This window comes from Pseudomonas pudica, assembly GCF_015680405.1.
In the GTDB taxonomy this organism is placed as follows: Bacteria; Pseudomonadota; Gammaproteobacteria; order Pseudomonadales; family Pseudomonadaceae; genus Aquipseudomonas; species Aquipseudomonas pudica.
On sequence record NZ_JADLJS010000003.1, the window covers coordinates 86,547 to 99,477 of the forward strand.

The following is a 12,931-nucleotide window of genomic DNA, read 5'->3' on the forward strand; positions in this document are numbered from 1 at the left end:
AGCAGAGCGTGAAGGCGGTTCGCTTGTCGCCTTCCTAAGATAGCCGCTAATCCCAAGCGACGCTTGGCGCACCACTCATCGCTTCGGAGCAACGTCGTATGGCCGGGAGGCCCTAACGCATACCAGAAGCGAGCTAACGACGCATGACCAAAACCATTTTGATCGTAGAAGACGACGAGCTACTCAGAGATCTCACCGCAGAGAGTCTCTCGTCACTTTTCGCAGTAACCATTACGTCCACTGCAAATGCTGACGAGGCGCTTCACCACCTTTCACATGAAGAAACCCCTGCCTTGGTAATGACTGATATCAACATGCCTGGTCGCATGGACGGATTAGGCCTGGCGCACGTCATTTGGCGCAGATGGCCTACCCTACCCGTGATTTTGACGTCAGGACACGCAATCATCGATACCCAATTACTTCCCGTGAGGGCGGCATTTCTGCCCAAACCGTGGGGGATTACCGATCTGGCCTCGCTGATTAACAAGCTGGTAACCCTGCCGGCCAGCGAGGCTTAAGCAAACCATGGGAGCGCAGATGACTAACAATCACTCACCACGGCAAAAGCGTTGAGGGCTTTACATATTGCGTCCGCTAGCTGGTCAATCGACCATGGCTTGAACAGGTAAATCACAGGCGGGGTCACCTGCGACGCGTCCAACTGATAGCCTGAGGTCAGAATTGCGGGCAGCCCAGGCCACCTCTAATGTGCCATGGAGATGAATTCCATTCCCTGAATGCTTCCAGGTACACCGTGATCTACAACGATCAGCGAGCATTCGTCTTTAAGGCCCAACATGTTGATCAAGGCATCTTCTGCATTATCGAACGCAGCGCAGGCGGCGCCCAATTCGCTAAGAATTTCCACCAGCAGGGTTCGAAGCGTCAGATCGTCTTCTATGACGATCATTGTCTTCCCTGACAGCGTCAAACCCTTGATGTCGAGTCTCATCAGACACTCCAGTCCATAGTCCAATCACCGAGTGTTTCACTCATGTGTCCGCACGGCGATGGGGGCTATAGGCCACCCTCTGCTCAGCGGCCTACCAACGTCGTCAAATGGGCCCGGCCTTCGCGCAGGAATATCTCCACCGTCTTAGGGCCTATACCCTCAAACTCCATTAGCCAGCGTTTAAAGCCCTCAATGCCTGTGGCTCCCTGCAGTGCCTCAACTTGGGCAGCCAGTTCCACCTCAAACTTGTTGGCAAGGGCATGCAACCGTCGGGCGGTGGATTCGTCGTATCGTGTGTACCCGGCCTGACCGAGTAAACTGACAAGGGCCGAATAAGAAGTTTGGAAAAGCTTCTGCGGCGTATTCAGCCCCTGCTCATGGACGAGGATTCGGTATGCCTTCACAGCCACGGTTGAGCGGATAGGCTTGCCCATGAGAAAACTGGCCAGCAACCATCTGAACAGGCCAAGGTCATCCGCGACCTCTATGCCGAGGTCACGGGCAGTTACGTCCTTCAACCTTTGCTACGACGCGGGTCATCTGAGCGGGGGTAGGTGCGCTCCTCTTCGATGGTGCCGTCGGCCTTGTGGATTTTTACCGACGCCGTTTTGCCTTGGAAAAATTCGGAAAGTGAGGCCACCAGCTCCTGCTTGGTGGTGCTGCGCTTCGAAGCCCGTTCAGCTCCAGCCTTCTTGAGCTCCCAACCTTCTGCAGTGGGACTGACGTGGTAGTTGTCCATGGTTCTACTCCTTCTGTTTCATGCCGATTCGCTGCCTCATCTCTGAGGTGATGAGTTGATTGGTGCCGGCCATGTCTGCCCAGGGATTATCACCGGCAAGCTCATCCAGGCGCTCCTGCAGATTGGTGATGTTCCACCTCGCTGCGGACTTAAGTTCGATGATCTCCTCCCGGTAAATCGGGACAGATACAGGTAGCCCTTCGCGAGCCCTGGCCGCATAAACATTGACCGTCGTGGCGCCTTTAGCGTTTCGTAAATAATCGATGAAGATCTTGCCGATGCGGTTTTTCGGCCCGAGCACAGCCGAAAATCGATCAGGGATGAGCTTGGCGATGTACTTCACTACGGCCTGACTAAAGGATTTCACCTCTTCCCAGGAAGCCTTTGGCGTGAGCGGAACCACAATGTGTATGCCCTTCCCTCCGCTGGTTTTAAGGAACGACTGCAATCCGAGCTCGTCCAGCACCACCAAGGTGAGCTGCGTGGCCTCAACCATGGCTTTCCAAGGCAGCACAGGGTCAGGATCGAGATCGAGTACGAAGCGATCTGGCTGTTCAATGTGAGCTGTTGTGCCGTTCCAAGAATGCAGCTCGATGGTGCTCATCTGCACGGCGCCGACCAGAGCCTCGACGTTGTTGATCACCATACCGGCTTTGCCTGCTTCAGCCTTTGGCACGGTCGTGATGTTGGGGATCGCCAGGCGATCAGCATTCTTCTGGAAGAACAGCTCGCCAGTAATGCCCTCAGGCGCTCGCACAAGCGCGATGGGACGATCTTTGAGGTGCGGTAAGAGCCATGGCGACACTTGGGCATAATATTCGGCCAGGTCACGCTTGGTGAGCCCGCTGCTCGGATCTATGACTCGCTCGGGGTGCGTGATCCTGACCTTTCCGCTTGATGGTTTGGACGGCTCCGTCTTGGCAAACTTCGCTGCCTTCGGCGCAGGAGCCGGCTTCTCCACAGTTATGTCCTTAGCGGGCTTGTCAGTTCGGATGCCATGGAAGACTGCGTGCCGCACCACACCATCCGAGGTGATCTCGGCGAACATGACCTCAGCCAGGAGCTCCGGCTTCAACCAATGAATGCCCCTGGCGTCGACGCCCTTTGGCGGATCCACCACGGGCACTTTTTTCTGTTCCAGGGGCTGCAGCTTTTGCAGGATGGTGGCAAGTGTCGACTCTGTGAACCCAGTGCCCACTTTCCCAGCGTAACGAAGCTCTCCACTGTCCTTATCGGTGAGAGCAAGCACCAATGCCCCGAAGCCGCTGCGAGCACCTTTGGGATCGGTGAACCCAACAATCACAAACTCCTGGCGATGCTTGCATTTGAGCTTGATCCACGAATCGCTGCGCCTTGATACGTAAGGACTACCGGAGCGCTTCCCGATCAGGCCCTCCATTTTCATTTGGCACGCACTGTTCATCAGCGCCTCCACGTCTTCGGTGAAGTCGTCCGAGAACCGAAGCAAGGGATGTTCGTTGCTTTCCATCACCTGTTTGAGAGCGCCCCGCCGCTGCTCGACAGGTACCAGGCGCAGGTCGGCGCCGTTGAGGTACGGAAGGTCGAACAGGTAGTAGATGATGCCCTGGCTCTTGCCCGCGTCGAACGCGTTCTGCAGCAGCTGGAAATCGGGTACGCCATCAGCGTTCGGGACAACAATCTCACCATCGAGCCAGGCGCTTTCCAAACCGAGCTGCTTGATTGCTGCGGCCAGCTTCGGCAGCTTGTCAGTCCAGTCATGTCCATTTCGAGTAAACAGCCGCACATCGTCATCCTCGACTCGGCAGAGCATGCGATAGCCATCGAACTTGATTTCGAAGCGCCACTCACTGCCCTGCGGACTCGACTCGACGAGCGTGGCCAACTGCGGTGCCAACTTCTCTGGGAGATCTGCAGGCACTGCATGAGCCGTTCGGAGCGGCTCGGCTTTATCTGGTGACTCAGTCGGGAATGAGGATTTCAGCTTGCCTCGTTTCTTGGGGATGACGGTTCGGTCGCTGAGCACGCTGTTCGGTTGCTCTGCCACGACATCAAACTCAGCGAGCGGTCTGGCCGACTCGTCCTGATGTTTGATGAGAAACCACTGCTCCTGCTTACCTTCGATATTGGTTCGAACCAGATTCCACAGGCCTGACAGCTTCTCGCCCAGCAGTTCGAACTTGAGTCGGCCTTTGCGGTAGGCCTCGTCCGGATCGCCTTGAGGGATCCAGATACCGCGATCCCAGACGATCACCTCGCCGGCACCGTAATGCCCCTTGGGGATAGTGCCCTCGAAGGTGGCGTAGTCGAGTGGATGGTCTTCAACGTGAACCGACAGACGCTTCACCTTCGGATCGAAGCAGGGCCCTTTCGGTATGGCCCAGCTCTTGAGTGTACCGTTGAGCTCGAGACGGAAATCGTAGTGGAGCCCGGTGGCGTCGTGCTTTTGCACGCAAAACAGCAAAGCCTGGGGCTCGGTGCGCTTGCTTCGCTGCCCGGCCTTGGATGACCCTGAAGGCTCGGGCGAGGCAGCGAAGTCGCGCATCCGGTTGTATTTCTCTAGGCCTGGAACTGTGTCCGGGTTATCTACGACTTCGCCCGACTGGCCGATAAGCTTCTGCACCAGTGCCTCGAGTGAAATCTCGAGACGATCCGCCTCGGCCTGCAGGATCTGCTTGACCATCGTATCCCGCAGGTCAGTCAAAGGCTCCCCGGCCTCAACGGCGTTCGCGTCGGTCAGAGTTTTAACTTCATCAACCGCTTCCGGATGTTCAATGCCAAAAACCAAGAAAGCCAAGGTGATTTCATGCATGTGACGATCCTCAGGGATGCGGTGCAACTCCTGCGTAGACGCACCATTTGAAAATTTGGCCGTCGAGTTGATTAGTACTTTTGATTCATCAGACCCGACCCTGGTTCAGCGGCTGAAGGCCTGAGCGCTTGAAGAGGGAACGGGACTTTGGGTCTGAAACCGTGGGTGGCTCAGCACTCGCATTACGGCTTAACAACCGGTGTAGCTTCGGTGAACACGCCCATGTAGAGCGGCTTATTGACGCAGGCTCGGACGGATTATACTATCTGTATACACATTGTATTTCGCCGGTCAGGGCTGATGTACGTGATTGGCCCAAATGCGGTTTTGCCGGTTCGGTTCGTCTCTGCGCAGCCCTGACCATTCCGTCAGTCCCGTTTGAATGAGATGAATTGAAGTGGCAGTTACACGAAGAAATGTGCTTATCGGTGCCGGCGTTGGAGCAGGTGTCATCGCGGCTGGTGGTTCCGCTTCTCTGCTCAGTGACGGTCTGCCGAAGGATCCCGACTCTCTGGTACGGGTTGATGCGCTGCCTCGTGACGATTCTTCCCCAGGCTGGTTCCACACTAGCCGCATGCGTCAACCGAAAGCTCCGCTAATCGGCGACGACAAAGCGCCATGGGTAGTTATTGGTGGCGGTTTTACCGGCTTAGCCGCGGCACGCCAACTAGCTCTGAATTTCCCTCAAGACCGGGTCATTCTGGTCGAAGCCCAACAGGTAGGCTTTGGTACCTCGGGCCGTAATGCGGGCTTCCTGATCGACGTCCCCCATGACATCGGTGCACCGGACTATATCGGCGACAAGACCAACGCCAAAAACATCCTGCATTTGAATCAGCGCGGCCAGGGCATCCTTCGTGACTTGGTTGAGCAGCACAACATCGTCGACGCCCACCTGCGCCACTCGGGCAAGTACCAGGCAGCCATTGAAGATAAGGGTATCGCGGTACTCAACGCCTACCGTGGTGGCCTCGAAGCCCTGGGTGAAAAGGTCGAGCTAATCGAAGGCAACGAGCTGAAAGATCACATCGGCACGTCGTTCTACCGCAAGGCGCTATACACACCTGGCACCATGCTGGTTCAGCCTTCGGCACTGGTCAAAGGTCTGGCCGACAGCCTCCCAGAGAACGTCACGCTGTACGAGGACACGGTGATAACCGCCGTCGACTACGGCCAGCAGATTGTTCTGCATCATCCGACCGGTCGCATCACTGCCGGAAAATTGATTCTCGGCAACAACCACTTCGGTCAGCATTTCGGCTTCCTCGAGAACCGTATGCTGCCTATCTTTACCTACGGAAGTCTGACCCGACCGCTGACCCCAGCCGAACAGGCCAGCATTGGTGGCCAGGAGTTCTGGGGCGTGATTCCGGCCGATCCGTTCGGCAGTACCCTGCGTCGTACACACGACAACCGCATCCTGGTGCGCAACAGCTTCAGCTTCAACCCTGACGGCCGCTCCAAAGATGGCTACACCGACAAGGTGCGTGTCGCCCACCGCCTGTCGTTCGAGCGCCGCTTCCCGACCCTTACCGACGTACCGTTCGAGCACACCTGGGGCGGTGGCCTGGGCATGACCCGCAACGGCGCAGGGTTCTTCGGCGAACTGCGCGAAAACGTTTATGGCGCACTGGCCTGCAATGGCCTGGGCACCGTGCGTGGCACAGCCACCGGCACCCTCCTGGCGAACATGCTGGCGGGTAAGATGGAGCCGCTGACGGAATTCCTGCTGGCAGCGCCGAAGCCCAACTGGAACCCACCACAGCCGGCGCTTTCGATCGGAGTGAACTTCACCCTACGCACGGGGCAAGCGAAGGCCGGGCTTGAAGCCTAAATTCTCCAGGCTGGTGCACCTGCACCAGCCTGACTTCCTCTTGTATCGCAGGAATGCCCTGACATGTTTGGCAAATTATCATCTGCTCTGATCCTCAGTGCGCTGGGTTCGATTGCGCTCGCCGACGCCCAGAAGGACTCGCAAGCCATAACCTATGCGATTGAAAATCCACTGCGACCCGGTGCCAAAGCGCCGCACTGCCCTGCTCAACAACCAGTCATTGATGGCTGCACGTTCCATAGCGTTGCTGGCGACACCTATGACGCGCATCTGCAAGTTGAACCCGGTGAACGATGGGTCGCCAGTACGCCGGATGCCGCTGTTATCGCTTTCCAATCCATCGCGAATACACAGCAGGAGACTGGCAAATTCAACCAGATCATCCGCATCACGCCGAATGATTCCGTGGATGCTGACACTACAGTCACCTTCGACCGGCTTGTTGGCCAGCCACCCTCATTGAGGGTCGTTGAGCGTCGCCGCATCAACGTGATGATTCACCCAGGCTGAACAGGAGAACAATATGGGTATTTTTGATTGGAAGCACTGGATTGTTCTGCTGGGCGTCGTCGTATTGATCTTCGGCACAAAGAAGCTGAAGCACCTTGGTAGCGATCTTGGCGAGTCGATAAAAGGCTTTCGCAAAGCAATGAGCGATGATGACAAGCCGATTGAACTGGCAACAACGCCCGGGCACTCCGCACAGGAAACACCGCGTAAAGATCAGGCTTGATCAATGTTCGGCATCAGTTTTAGTGAAATGCTTCTCGTCGGCCTCGTTGCGCTGCTAGTCCTCGGCCCCGATCGGCTACCGGGTGCGGCGCGCACGGCTGGCGTCTGGATCGGTCGGCTTAAGCGGAGCTTTAACGCGATCAGGGACGAGGTCGAGCGCGAGATCGGTATCGACGATGTTCGCGGCAAGTTGCTCAACGAAAACCTCCTCCAGCGAGAGCCCCCCTTGGCACCCAAGCCGCAGACCCCACCGACACACTCCGAACCACCCTTACCGCCGTAATCCAATGAAAGAAAAACCGAAAGACGACCAGCCGATGCCGCTGGTTTCGCACCTGACCGAACTGCGCACCCGCCTGCTGCGCTGTGTGGCGGTCTTCTTCCTGATCTTTGCCGGGCTGTTCTCCTTCGCCCAACAGATTTACACCTTGGTCTCGGCGCCGCTGTGCGAGCACCTGCCGGCCAATGCAACGATGATTGCCACCGATGTGGCCTCGCCGTTCCTGACGCCGTTCAAGCTGACCATGATCGTCTCGCTGTTCCTGGCGATCCCGTTCATCCTCCAGCAGATCTGGGGCTTCATCGCCCCAGGCCTGTACCGCCATGAAAAGCGCATTGCCATTCGGCTGCTGGTATCGAGCATCCTGCTGTTCTACGCCGGAATGGCATTCGCCTATTTCCTGGTGTTCCCGCTGATGTTCAGCTTCTTCGCAAAAGCCACGCCGGAAGGCGTATCGATGATGACCGACATCGCCGCCTATCTCGATTTCGTCATGACCTTATTCTTCGCCTTCGGTGTCGCCTTCGAGATCCCGGTGGCCGTGGTGCTGCTGGTGTGGATCGGCGTGGTCGATGTGAAGTATCTGAAAAAAATCCGCCCATACGTGATCATCGGCTGCTTCGTAGTCGGCATGATCCTGACGCCACCGGACATTTTCTCTCAAACCTTGCTGGCAGTACCGATGTGGCTATTATTCGAAATAGGCGTCATCTTCGGCAGCCTGATTAGTAAGCGTAACAGTTCCTACGACAACGCTGGCGAAGCCCAACCCCCATCGCATATGTAACATCCAGCCTCGTTCCCATATCGTGCACATCCTATTCACGGCGAAAGCGTTCATTACTTGATTTGATCACGGCATCCTGAGTCTCCCTGGCGGGCAGACGTCCACTTACCTACTGACTCTTACGGTTGGCTGCATGATCAACTTCGCTTTTGACTTCCTTTTCGGCGTTCTTATGGGCGCACTGGGTGGCTTTTTCGGGATTGGCGGAGGACTTGTTGCCATTCCTTTCATGACCCTGATCCTGGGCCTAAACCAGACCATGGCTCAGGCTACCGCTTTGGTCATGATGGTTCCGAACGTCGCCCTTGCACTCTGGAGGGATCAGCAGAGAAGCCCCATCCGCTGGTCGCATGCGTTCCCCTTGGCAGCCATGGGCTTCATCACCGCAGGGATTGGTGCACGAGCAGCGGTGCACCTCAACCCTCTCTACATCCGAATGGGCTTCGCAGTGCTTATGCTTGGCCTCGCAGCGCTCACCTTGCTCAGGAACCGCATCTCTCATCGGGAAAGCAAACCCAAGGCTCAACCATCTCCCCTCCGATTAGGTGCACTTGGGTCTGGCTGTGGAGTACTAGGTGGTTTTTTCGGAGTGGGTGCTTCCGTGGTGGCAGTTCCTGTCCTCACTGGTGTTTTCGGCCTCAGCCAACTGGCTGCGCAGGGCATGGCCCTGACGCTCGCGCTTCCAAGCACCGTGATTACGTTGGCGACCTACTGCTGGAATGGCCATGTGGATTGGCCTATGGGCCTAGCCATGGCGTTAGGAGGACTGTTGAGCGTTGGCTGGGGAGTGAAGTGGGCCTATCGGGTGCACGAGCGTCACCTCCGGATATTGTTCGCCGTTTTCCTGGTGGCATCGGCCACCATGCTGTTCATCAAGGGGTGAAGCAGCTAATTCACGAATCGTGCATCAAAGGTATTTACTTGGCATCTTTATTTAGAAATTTGACTCGATAAGCTGATACCACCACTGCTCGCCAGTGATCGTGATGCCTGCGGGCTGTATCAATAACAATATCGGGTGCCAATTCGCCATGAATACCCCAAAGACTCTTTACCAGAAACACATCGACTCCCACACTGTTTGCGAGCTTGATGATCAAGGGCACGTGCTGCTTTACATCGATCGCCAGGTTGCGAACGAGTACACCAGTCCTCAGGCGTTCAGCGGCCTGCGGGAAGCTGGTCGCAAGGTTTGGCGCCCCTCGGCAACCCTCTGTGTAGTCGACCACGTCAACCCGACCGCACCTGATCGCATCTCCGCAATGCCAGATGCTGGTGGAGCCTTGCAGGTCAACTACTTCGAAGAGAATTGCCGCGACTTCGGTATTGAACTGTTCGACGTCTTGGACAAGCGTCAAGGCATCGAACACGTAGTCGCGCCCGAGCAAGGATTCATCCTCCCTGGAATGGTGGTGGCGGCCGGTGACAGTCACACCACAACATACGGTGCACTGGGTGCATTTGGCTTCGGTATCGGCACCTCCGAAATCGAGCACCTCCTGGCGACCCAAACGCTGGTGTATAAGCGCCTGAAAAGCATGCGAGTGACTGTCGATGGCATCCCTGGGCCCGGTTTGGTTTCCAAGGACATCATCATGGAACTGATTCGCCAGATCGGCGCTTCGGGTGCGACTGGCTATGCCATCGAGTTCACCGGGCCTGCTATCAGCGCTCTGAGCGTCGAAGCACGAATGACCATCTGCAACATGGCAGTCGAAGCCGGCGCTCGCGGTGCGTTCATGGCGCCGGATGAGAAGGTATTTGCGTATCTCGCTGATAAGCCGCGGGCACCTAAAGGGGCCGTATGGGATCAGGCAGTCGAAAGCTGGAAGTCGCTGTACACCGACCCAGGTGCCGAATTCGACTTGGAAGTCCGCATGGATGTAGCAGACCTCCAACCGATGGTGACCTGGGGGACTAGCCCTGATCAAGCAGCTGCGATTTCTGACACAGTGCCTGATCCTATGGAACAGCCAGACCTGATCTTGCGCCGCGACCTGGAGCGGGCACTCCGCTACATGGATCTGCAACCAGGAACCGCACTTAGCAGCATCAAAATCAGCCATGCGTTCATTGGCTCATGTACCAATGCTCGCATCGAAGACCTTCGCGATGCCGCGCGTGTCGTTAAAGGGCGGAAAGTGGCCGAGGGTGTACGAGCCATGATCGTGCCTGGCTCCACTCTGGTACGTGACAATGCAGAAGCCGAGGGGATCGCTCAGATCTTCCGCGACGCTGGCTTCGAATGGCGTCAGTCAGGGTGCTCAATGTGCCTTGCCATGAATGACGATGTGCTTAACCCAGGGGATCGCTGCGCATCAAGCACCAACCGCAATTTTGAAGGGCGCCAAGGTCAGGGAGCTCGCACCCACCTCATGAGCCCAGCGATGGTCGCTGCAGCTGCGGTAACTGGACACTTAGTAGACGTACGTTCGTTGGTTCTGGAGGCCTGATATGCAGCCGTTTAACAAAGTAGAAGGTGTAGCGGCGCCAATCCTGGCAGCGAATGTCGACACCGACGTAATCATGCCCAAGCAGTTTTTGAAAGGTATTGACCGTAGCGGCCTCGACCGTGGAGCTTTCTTCGATTTGCGCTTCTTGGACGATGGCACTCCAAACCCTGAGTTTGTCCTGAACCAAACTCCTTGGAATGAAAGCAAATTCCTAGTCGTCGGCCCGAACTTCGGTTGTGGATCAAGCCGCGAACATGCGGTTTGGGGGATGAAACAGTTAGGCATCCGAGCGCTGATCGGTACGAGCTTCGCAGGCATCTTCTACGACAACTGCCAGCGCAATGGTGTACTCACGATCCAATTGTCCCCAGCAGAGCTCAAAGAGCTGGGTGCCATGGTGAGTCAGCCTGAGACTGCCAATATCGCTGTGGATTTGGAGGAGCAATTTATCCTCCTGTCTGATGGTCGCCGCATCGAATTCAAGATCGACGCGCTTCGGAAAGATGCTCTTCTCCAGGGACTTGACGCAATCGGCAGCACGCTCGTTCGAAGTGAGCAGATCCGTAGCTTTGAGCAGCGTCATCTGCAAGCGAACCCTTGGTTGGCCTGACCCCTAGTCGTCAGCCGACCCTGAAGGGTCGGCATCTGGAGATTCTCGAATGCTCGACGTAACAAACGATGGGGAATGGCCTACTGGCTACCGCATCAACCCCTCCGCTCCACCTCTCGAGGATAAATGGCGAGAAGCATTTGAAGGAATGCCTTCAGCCATCATCAGCGACTGCTTGGGACGAAATACCGGCGGCCTGGGACTTAAGCCATATCATGGATTCCGCCACCTCTGCGGAAGCGCCCTGACTGTCAGGATTCGACCAGGGGACAACCTGTTGTTGCTCAAAGCCATTCAAATGGCGCGGCCTGGTGATGTCCTGGTCGTTGACGGCAGTGGAGATCTTAGCCGTGCAGTGATCGGCGGCATCATGCGTGCCATGGCCATCAAAGCCGGCATTGCCGGGGTGGTTGTCAACGGCGCCATCCGGGACAGGGAAGAATGGCTGGGAGGTGAGCTGCCCGTGTTCGCGTTAGGGTATGTGCATCGAGGGCCAAGCACGGACGGCGGCGGAGAAATCAACGTTCCAGTTGCCTGTGCTGGAATGCTGGTGAGTCCTGGAGATCTCATCGTTGGCGATGCCGACGGAGTGGTGGCAGTCCGTGCAGATGAACTGCCGAAAGTCTACTCAAGGTGCACGGAACTGCTTGATCGTGAGGCAACCATCCTGAAATCCATCGCAGCGGGTACTCTCGACCCCGAACGCTTTGATGAGCAGCTTCGTGGTAAAGGCTGCCCAGTTTAAGAGCTGACTCGCTTTCTTAATCTGCTTTAAGACGACTGAAGCTCGCTTCAAGAAATTCCACGCATACCCGCAGCTTGGCGGAGTCCGCCAAGCGTGTTGGGTAAACAGCCCAAACGTTAGCACTCTGGCTATATTTGTGAAGCACTTGGACTAGGCGGCCTTGTTCTAAAAGCGGCTTAACGTCCCACATCGATCTCAGCAATAAACCACGGTGATTTAGCGCCCACTGGAGAACGATTTCGCCATTATTGGATGAAAGCCGGCCATTGACCCTTACGGTCTCTTCTTTCTGTGACTCAAGTAGCCGCCATACGCCGTATGGATTGTTTCTTTCCTTGAGTACAAGACAATCATGGTTTACCAGATCACTAAGCTTTTCTGGCGTTCCTCGCTGCGCGAGATACTCAGGTGTGGCGCATATTACTCGCTTATTCGCAACGAGCAGTCGACTTATATGATTATCGGGAATATCATCGCCGACTCTTATCTCTAAATCAAATCCCTCACCTACAATATCAACAACCCTATCGAAGACATCTAGCTTAACCTCCAAATCAGGGTATGCACTCGAAAGTTCTGCAACTGCCGGAGCTACATAATTTCGACCGAAACCAAAGCTGCTACATATGTGCAATAAGCCTCTGGGGGCTTTCCGCACCTGACTCAGCTCTCCCATGAACTCGTCAAGGTTATCCAAGATCCTCACGGCCCATTGCTGAGCTCTTTCACCAGACTCCGTGAGGGCAATCCGGCGAGGGCTTCGATGGAGCAGCCGTGTTCCAAGTGTTTCTTCCAGAATTTTGATGCGTTTGGTCACGTATGCCGGCGATTGGTCAAGCTCCAGCGCCGCGCCTGAGAAGCTACCCACACGAATCACAGTGAGGAAAACCCGTAGGTCATCTGGTAGCGGTGTTACTTCATGATTCGTGTTCATAGCGTGCATAGAAGGGCCGTTTCTTTACGTTTCAGCGAAGGATAGCATTTTATCAGCAAGGAAATTCCCGT

General features: G+C 56.1%; 14 protein-coding genes and 1 pseudogene. 10 read left to right on the forward strand and 5 right to left on the reverse strand.

The features are described 5' to 3' along the window. Positions 1–143 precede the first annotated feature (143 nt). The gene (locus IRZ77_RS03465; RefSeq protein ID WP_196172889.1) at positions 144–521 is read left to right on the forward strand and encodes a response regulator; all 378 of its coding nucleotides are present in this window, start codon (positions 144–146) and stop codon (positions 519–521) included. A 23-nt stretch (positions 522–544) separates the two neighbouring features. Here IRZ77_RS03465 and IRZ77_RS03470 read toward each other — a convergent pair. The 4 genes and pseudogenes from IRZ77_RS03470 to ligD all read right to left on the reverse strand — a co-directional run bounded on the left by IRZ77_RS03470 (position 545) and on the right by ligD (position 4,485). Further along, positions 545–955: pseudogene (locus IRZ77_RS03470) on the reverse strand (response regulator). Positions 956–1,038: 83 nt separating this feature from the next. Next, positions 1,039–1,473 (reverse strand): HhH-GDP family DNA glycosylase, encoded by a 435-nt coding sequence (locus IRZ77_RS03475; protein ID WP_196172891.1) that lies wholly within the window; start codon positions 1,471–1,473, stop codon positions 1,039–1,041. Further along, entirely contained in the window at positions 1,470–1,694 is a 225-nt protein-coding gene (locus tag IRZ77_RS03480; RefSeq protein ID WP_196172893.1) for a DUF2188 domain-containing protein, read from the reverse strand. The genes IRZ77_RS03475 and IRZ77_RS03480 overlap by 4 nt, the downstream gene beginning before the upstream one ends. A gap of 4 nt (positions 1,695–1,698) precedes the next feature. Beyond that, positions 1,699–4,485 carry a DNA ligase D gene (gene ligD, locus IRZ77_RS03485; protein WP_196172895.1) on the reverse strand — a complete coding sequence of 929 codons (2,787 nt, stop codon included), beginning with the start codon at positions 4,483–4,485 and terminating at the stop codon, positions 1,699–1,701. A gap of 511 nt (positions 4,486–4,996) precedes the next feature. On the opposite strand from ligD, the gene IRZ77_RS03490 reads away from it, so the two are divergent. The 9 genes from IRZ77_RS03490 (at position 4,997) to IRZ77_RS03530 (ending at position 11,926) form a co-directional block, all read left to right on the forward strand. Next, complete coding sequence (locus tag IRZ77_RS03490) at positions 4,997–6,319, forward strand: NAD(P)/FAD-dependent oxidoreductase (RefSeq protein WP_196172992.1); 1,323 nt, start codon at positions 4,997–4,999, stop codon at positions 6,317–6,319. A 63-nt stretch (positions 6,320–6,382) separates the two neighbouring features. After that, positions 6,383–6,829: a hypothetical protein gene (locus tag IRZ77_RS03495; RefSeq protein WP_196172898.1), complete on the forward strand. Its 447-nt coding sequence runs from the start codon at positions 6,383–6,385 to the stop codon at positions 6,827–6,829. 13 nt (positions 6,830–6,842) lie between these two features. Beyond that, on the forward strand, positions 6,843–7,052 hold the full coding sequence (locus IRZ77_RS03500; RefSeq protein ID WP_196172900.1) for a twin-arginine translocase TatA/TatE family subunit: 210 nt from the start codon (positions 6,843–6,845) through the stop codon (positions 7,050–7,052). A 3-nt stretch (positions 7,053–7,055) separates the two neighbouring features. Then, positions 7,056–7,334, forward strand: coding sequence for a Sec-independent protein translocase protein TatB (gene tatB, locus IRZ77_RS03505; RefSeq protein ID WP_196172902.1), 279 nt, complete (start codon positions 7,056–7,058; stop codon positions 7,332–7,334). 4 nt (positions 7,335–7,338) lie between these two features. Next, complete coding sequence (gene tatC, locus IRZ77_RS03510) at positions 7,339–8,118, forward strand: twin-arginine translocase subunit TatC (RefSeq protein WP_196172904.1); 780 nt, start codon at positions 7,339–7,341, stop codon at positions 8,116–8,118. 133 nt (positions 8,119–8,251) lie between these two features. Further along, complete coding sequence (locus IRZ77_RS03515; protein WP_196172906.1) at positions 8,252–9,001, forward strand: sulfite exporter TauE/SafE family protein; 750 nt, start codon at positions 8,252–8,254, stop codon at positions 8,999–9,001. 148 nt (positions 9,002–9,149) lie between these two features. Next, positions 9,150–10,571, forward strand: a complete 1,422-nt coding sequence (gene leuC, locus IRZ77_RS03520; protein WP_196172908.1) for a 3-isopropylmalate dehydratase large subunit — start codon at positions 9,150–9,152, stop codon at positions 10,569–10,571. A gap of 1 nt (position 10,572) precedes the next feature. Continuing rightward, a complete protein-coding gene (gene leuD / locus IRZ77_RS03525) occupies positions 10,573–11,181 on the forward strand; it encodes a 3-isopropylmalate dehydratase small subunit (RefSeq protein ID WP_196172910.1) in 609 nt (202 codons plus the stop codon). Positions 11,182–11,230: 49 nt separating this feature from the next. Further along, complete coding sequence (locus IRZ77_RS03530) at positions 11,231–11,926, forward strand: RraA family protein (protein ID WP_196172912.1); 696 nt, start codon at positions 11,231–11,233, stop codon at positions 11,924–11,926. Between the two features lie 16 nt (positions 11,927–11,942). Here IRZ77_RS03530 and IRZ77_RS03535 read toward each other — a convergent pair whose 3' ends face one another. Beyond that, positions 11,943–12,860, reverse strand: a complete 918-nt coding sequence (locus tag IRZ77_RS03535; protein WP_196172994.1) for a LysR substrate-binding domain-containing protein — start codon at positions 12,858–12,860, stop codon at positions 11,943–11,945. Positions 12,861–12,931 lie beyond the last annotated feature (71 nt).

Coding starts and splice junctions, on each gene's coding strand:
- IRZ77_RS03465 (WP_196172889.1), top strand. CDS start 144: ATGACCAAAACCATTTTGATCGTAGAAGACGACGAGCTACTCAGAGAT.
- IRZ77_RS03480 (WP_196172893.1), bottom strand. CDS start 1,694: ATGGACAACTACCACGTCAGTCCCACTGCAGAAGGTTGGGAGCTCAAG.
- ligD (WP_196172895.1), bottom strand. CDS start 4,485: ATGCATGAAATCACCTTGGCTTTCTTGGTTTTTGGCATTGAACATCCG.
- IRZ77_RS03495 (WP_196172898.1), top strand. CDS start 6,383: ATGTTTGGCAAATTATCATCTGCTCTGATCCTCAGTGCGCTGGGTTCG.
- IRZ77_RS03500 (WP_196172900.1), top strand. CDS start 6,843: ATGGGTATTTTTGATTGGAAGCACTGGATTGTTCTGCTGGGCGTCGTC.
- tatB (WP_196172902.1), top strand. CDS start 7,056: ATGTTCGGCATCAGTTTTAGTGAAATGCTTCTCGTCGGCCTCGTTGCG.
- tatC (WP_196172904.1), top strand. CDS start 7,339: ATGAAAGAAAAACCGAAAGACGACCAGCCGATGCCGCTGGTTTCGCAC.
- IRZ77_RS03515 (WP_196172906.1), top strand. CDS start 8,252: ATGATCAACTTCGCTTTTGACTTCCTTTTCGGCGTTCTTATGGGCGCA.
- leuC (WP_196172908.1), top strand. CDS start 9,150: ATGAATACCCCAAAGACTCTTTACCAGAAACACATCGACTCCCACACT.
- leuD (WP_196172910.1), top strand. CDS start 10,573: ATGCAGCCGTTTAACAAAGTAGAAGGTGTAGCGGCGCCAATCCTGGCA.
- IRZ77_RS03530 (WP_196172912.1), top strand. CDS start 11,231: ATGCTCGACGTAACAAACGATGGGGAATGGCCTACTGGCTACCGCATC.
- IRZ77_RS03535 (WP_196172994.1), bottom strand. CDS start 12,860: ATGAACACGAATCATGAAGTAACACCGCTACCAGATGACCTACGGGTT.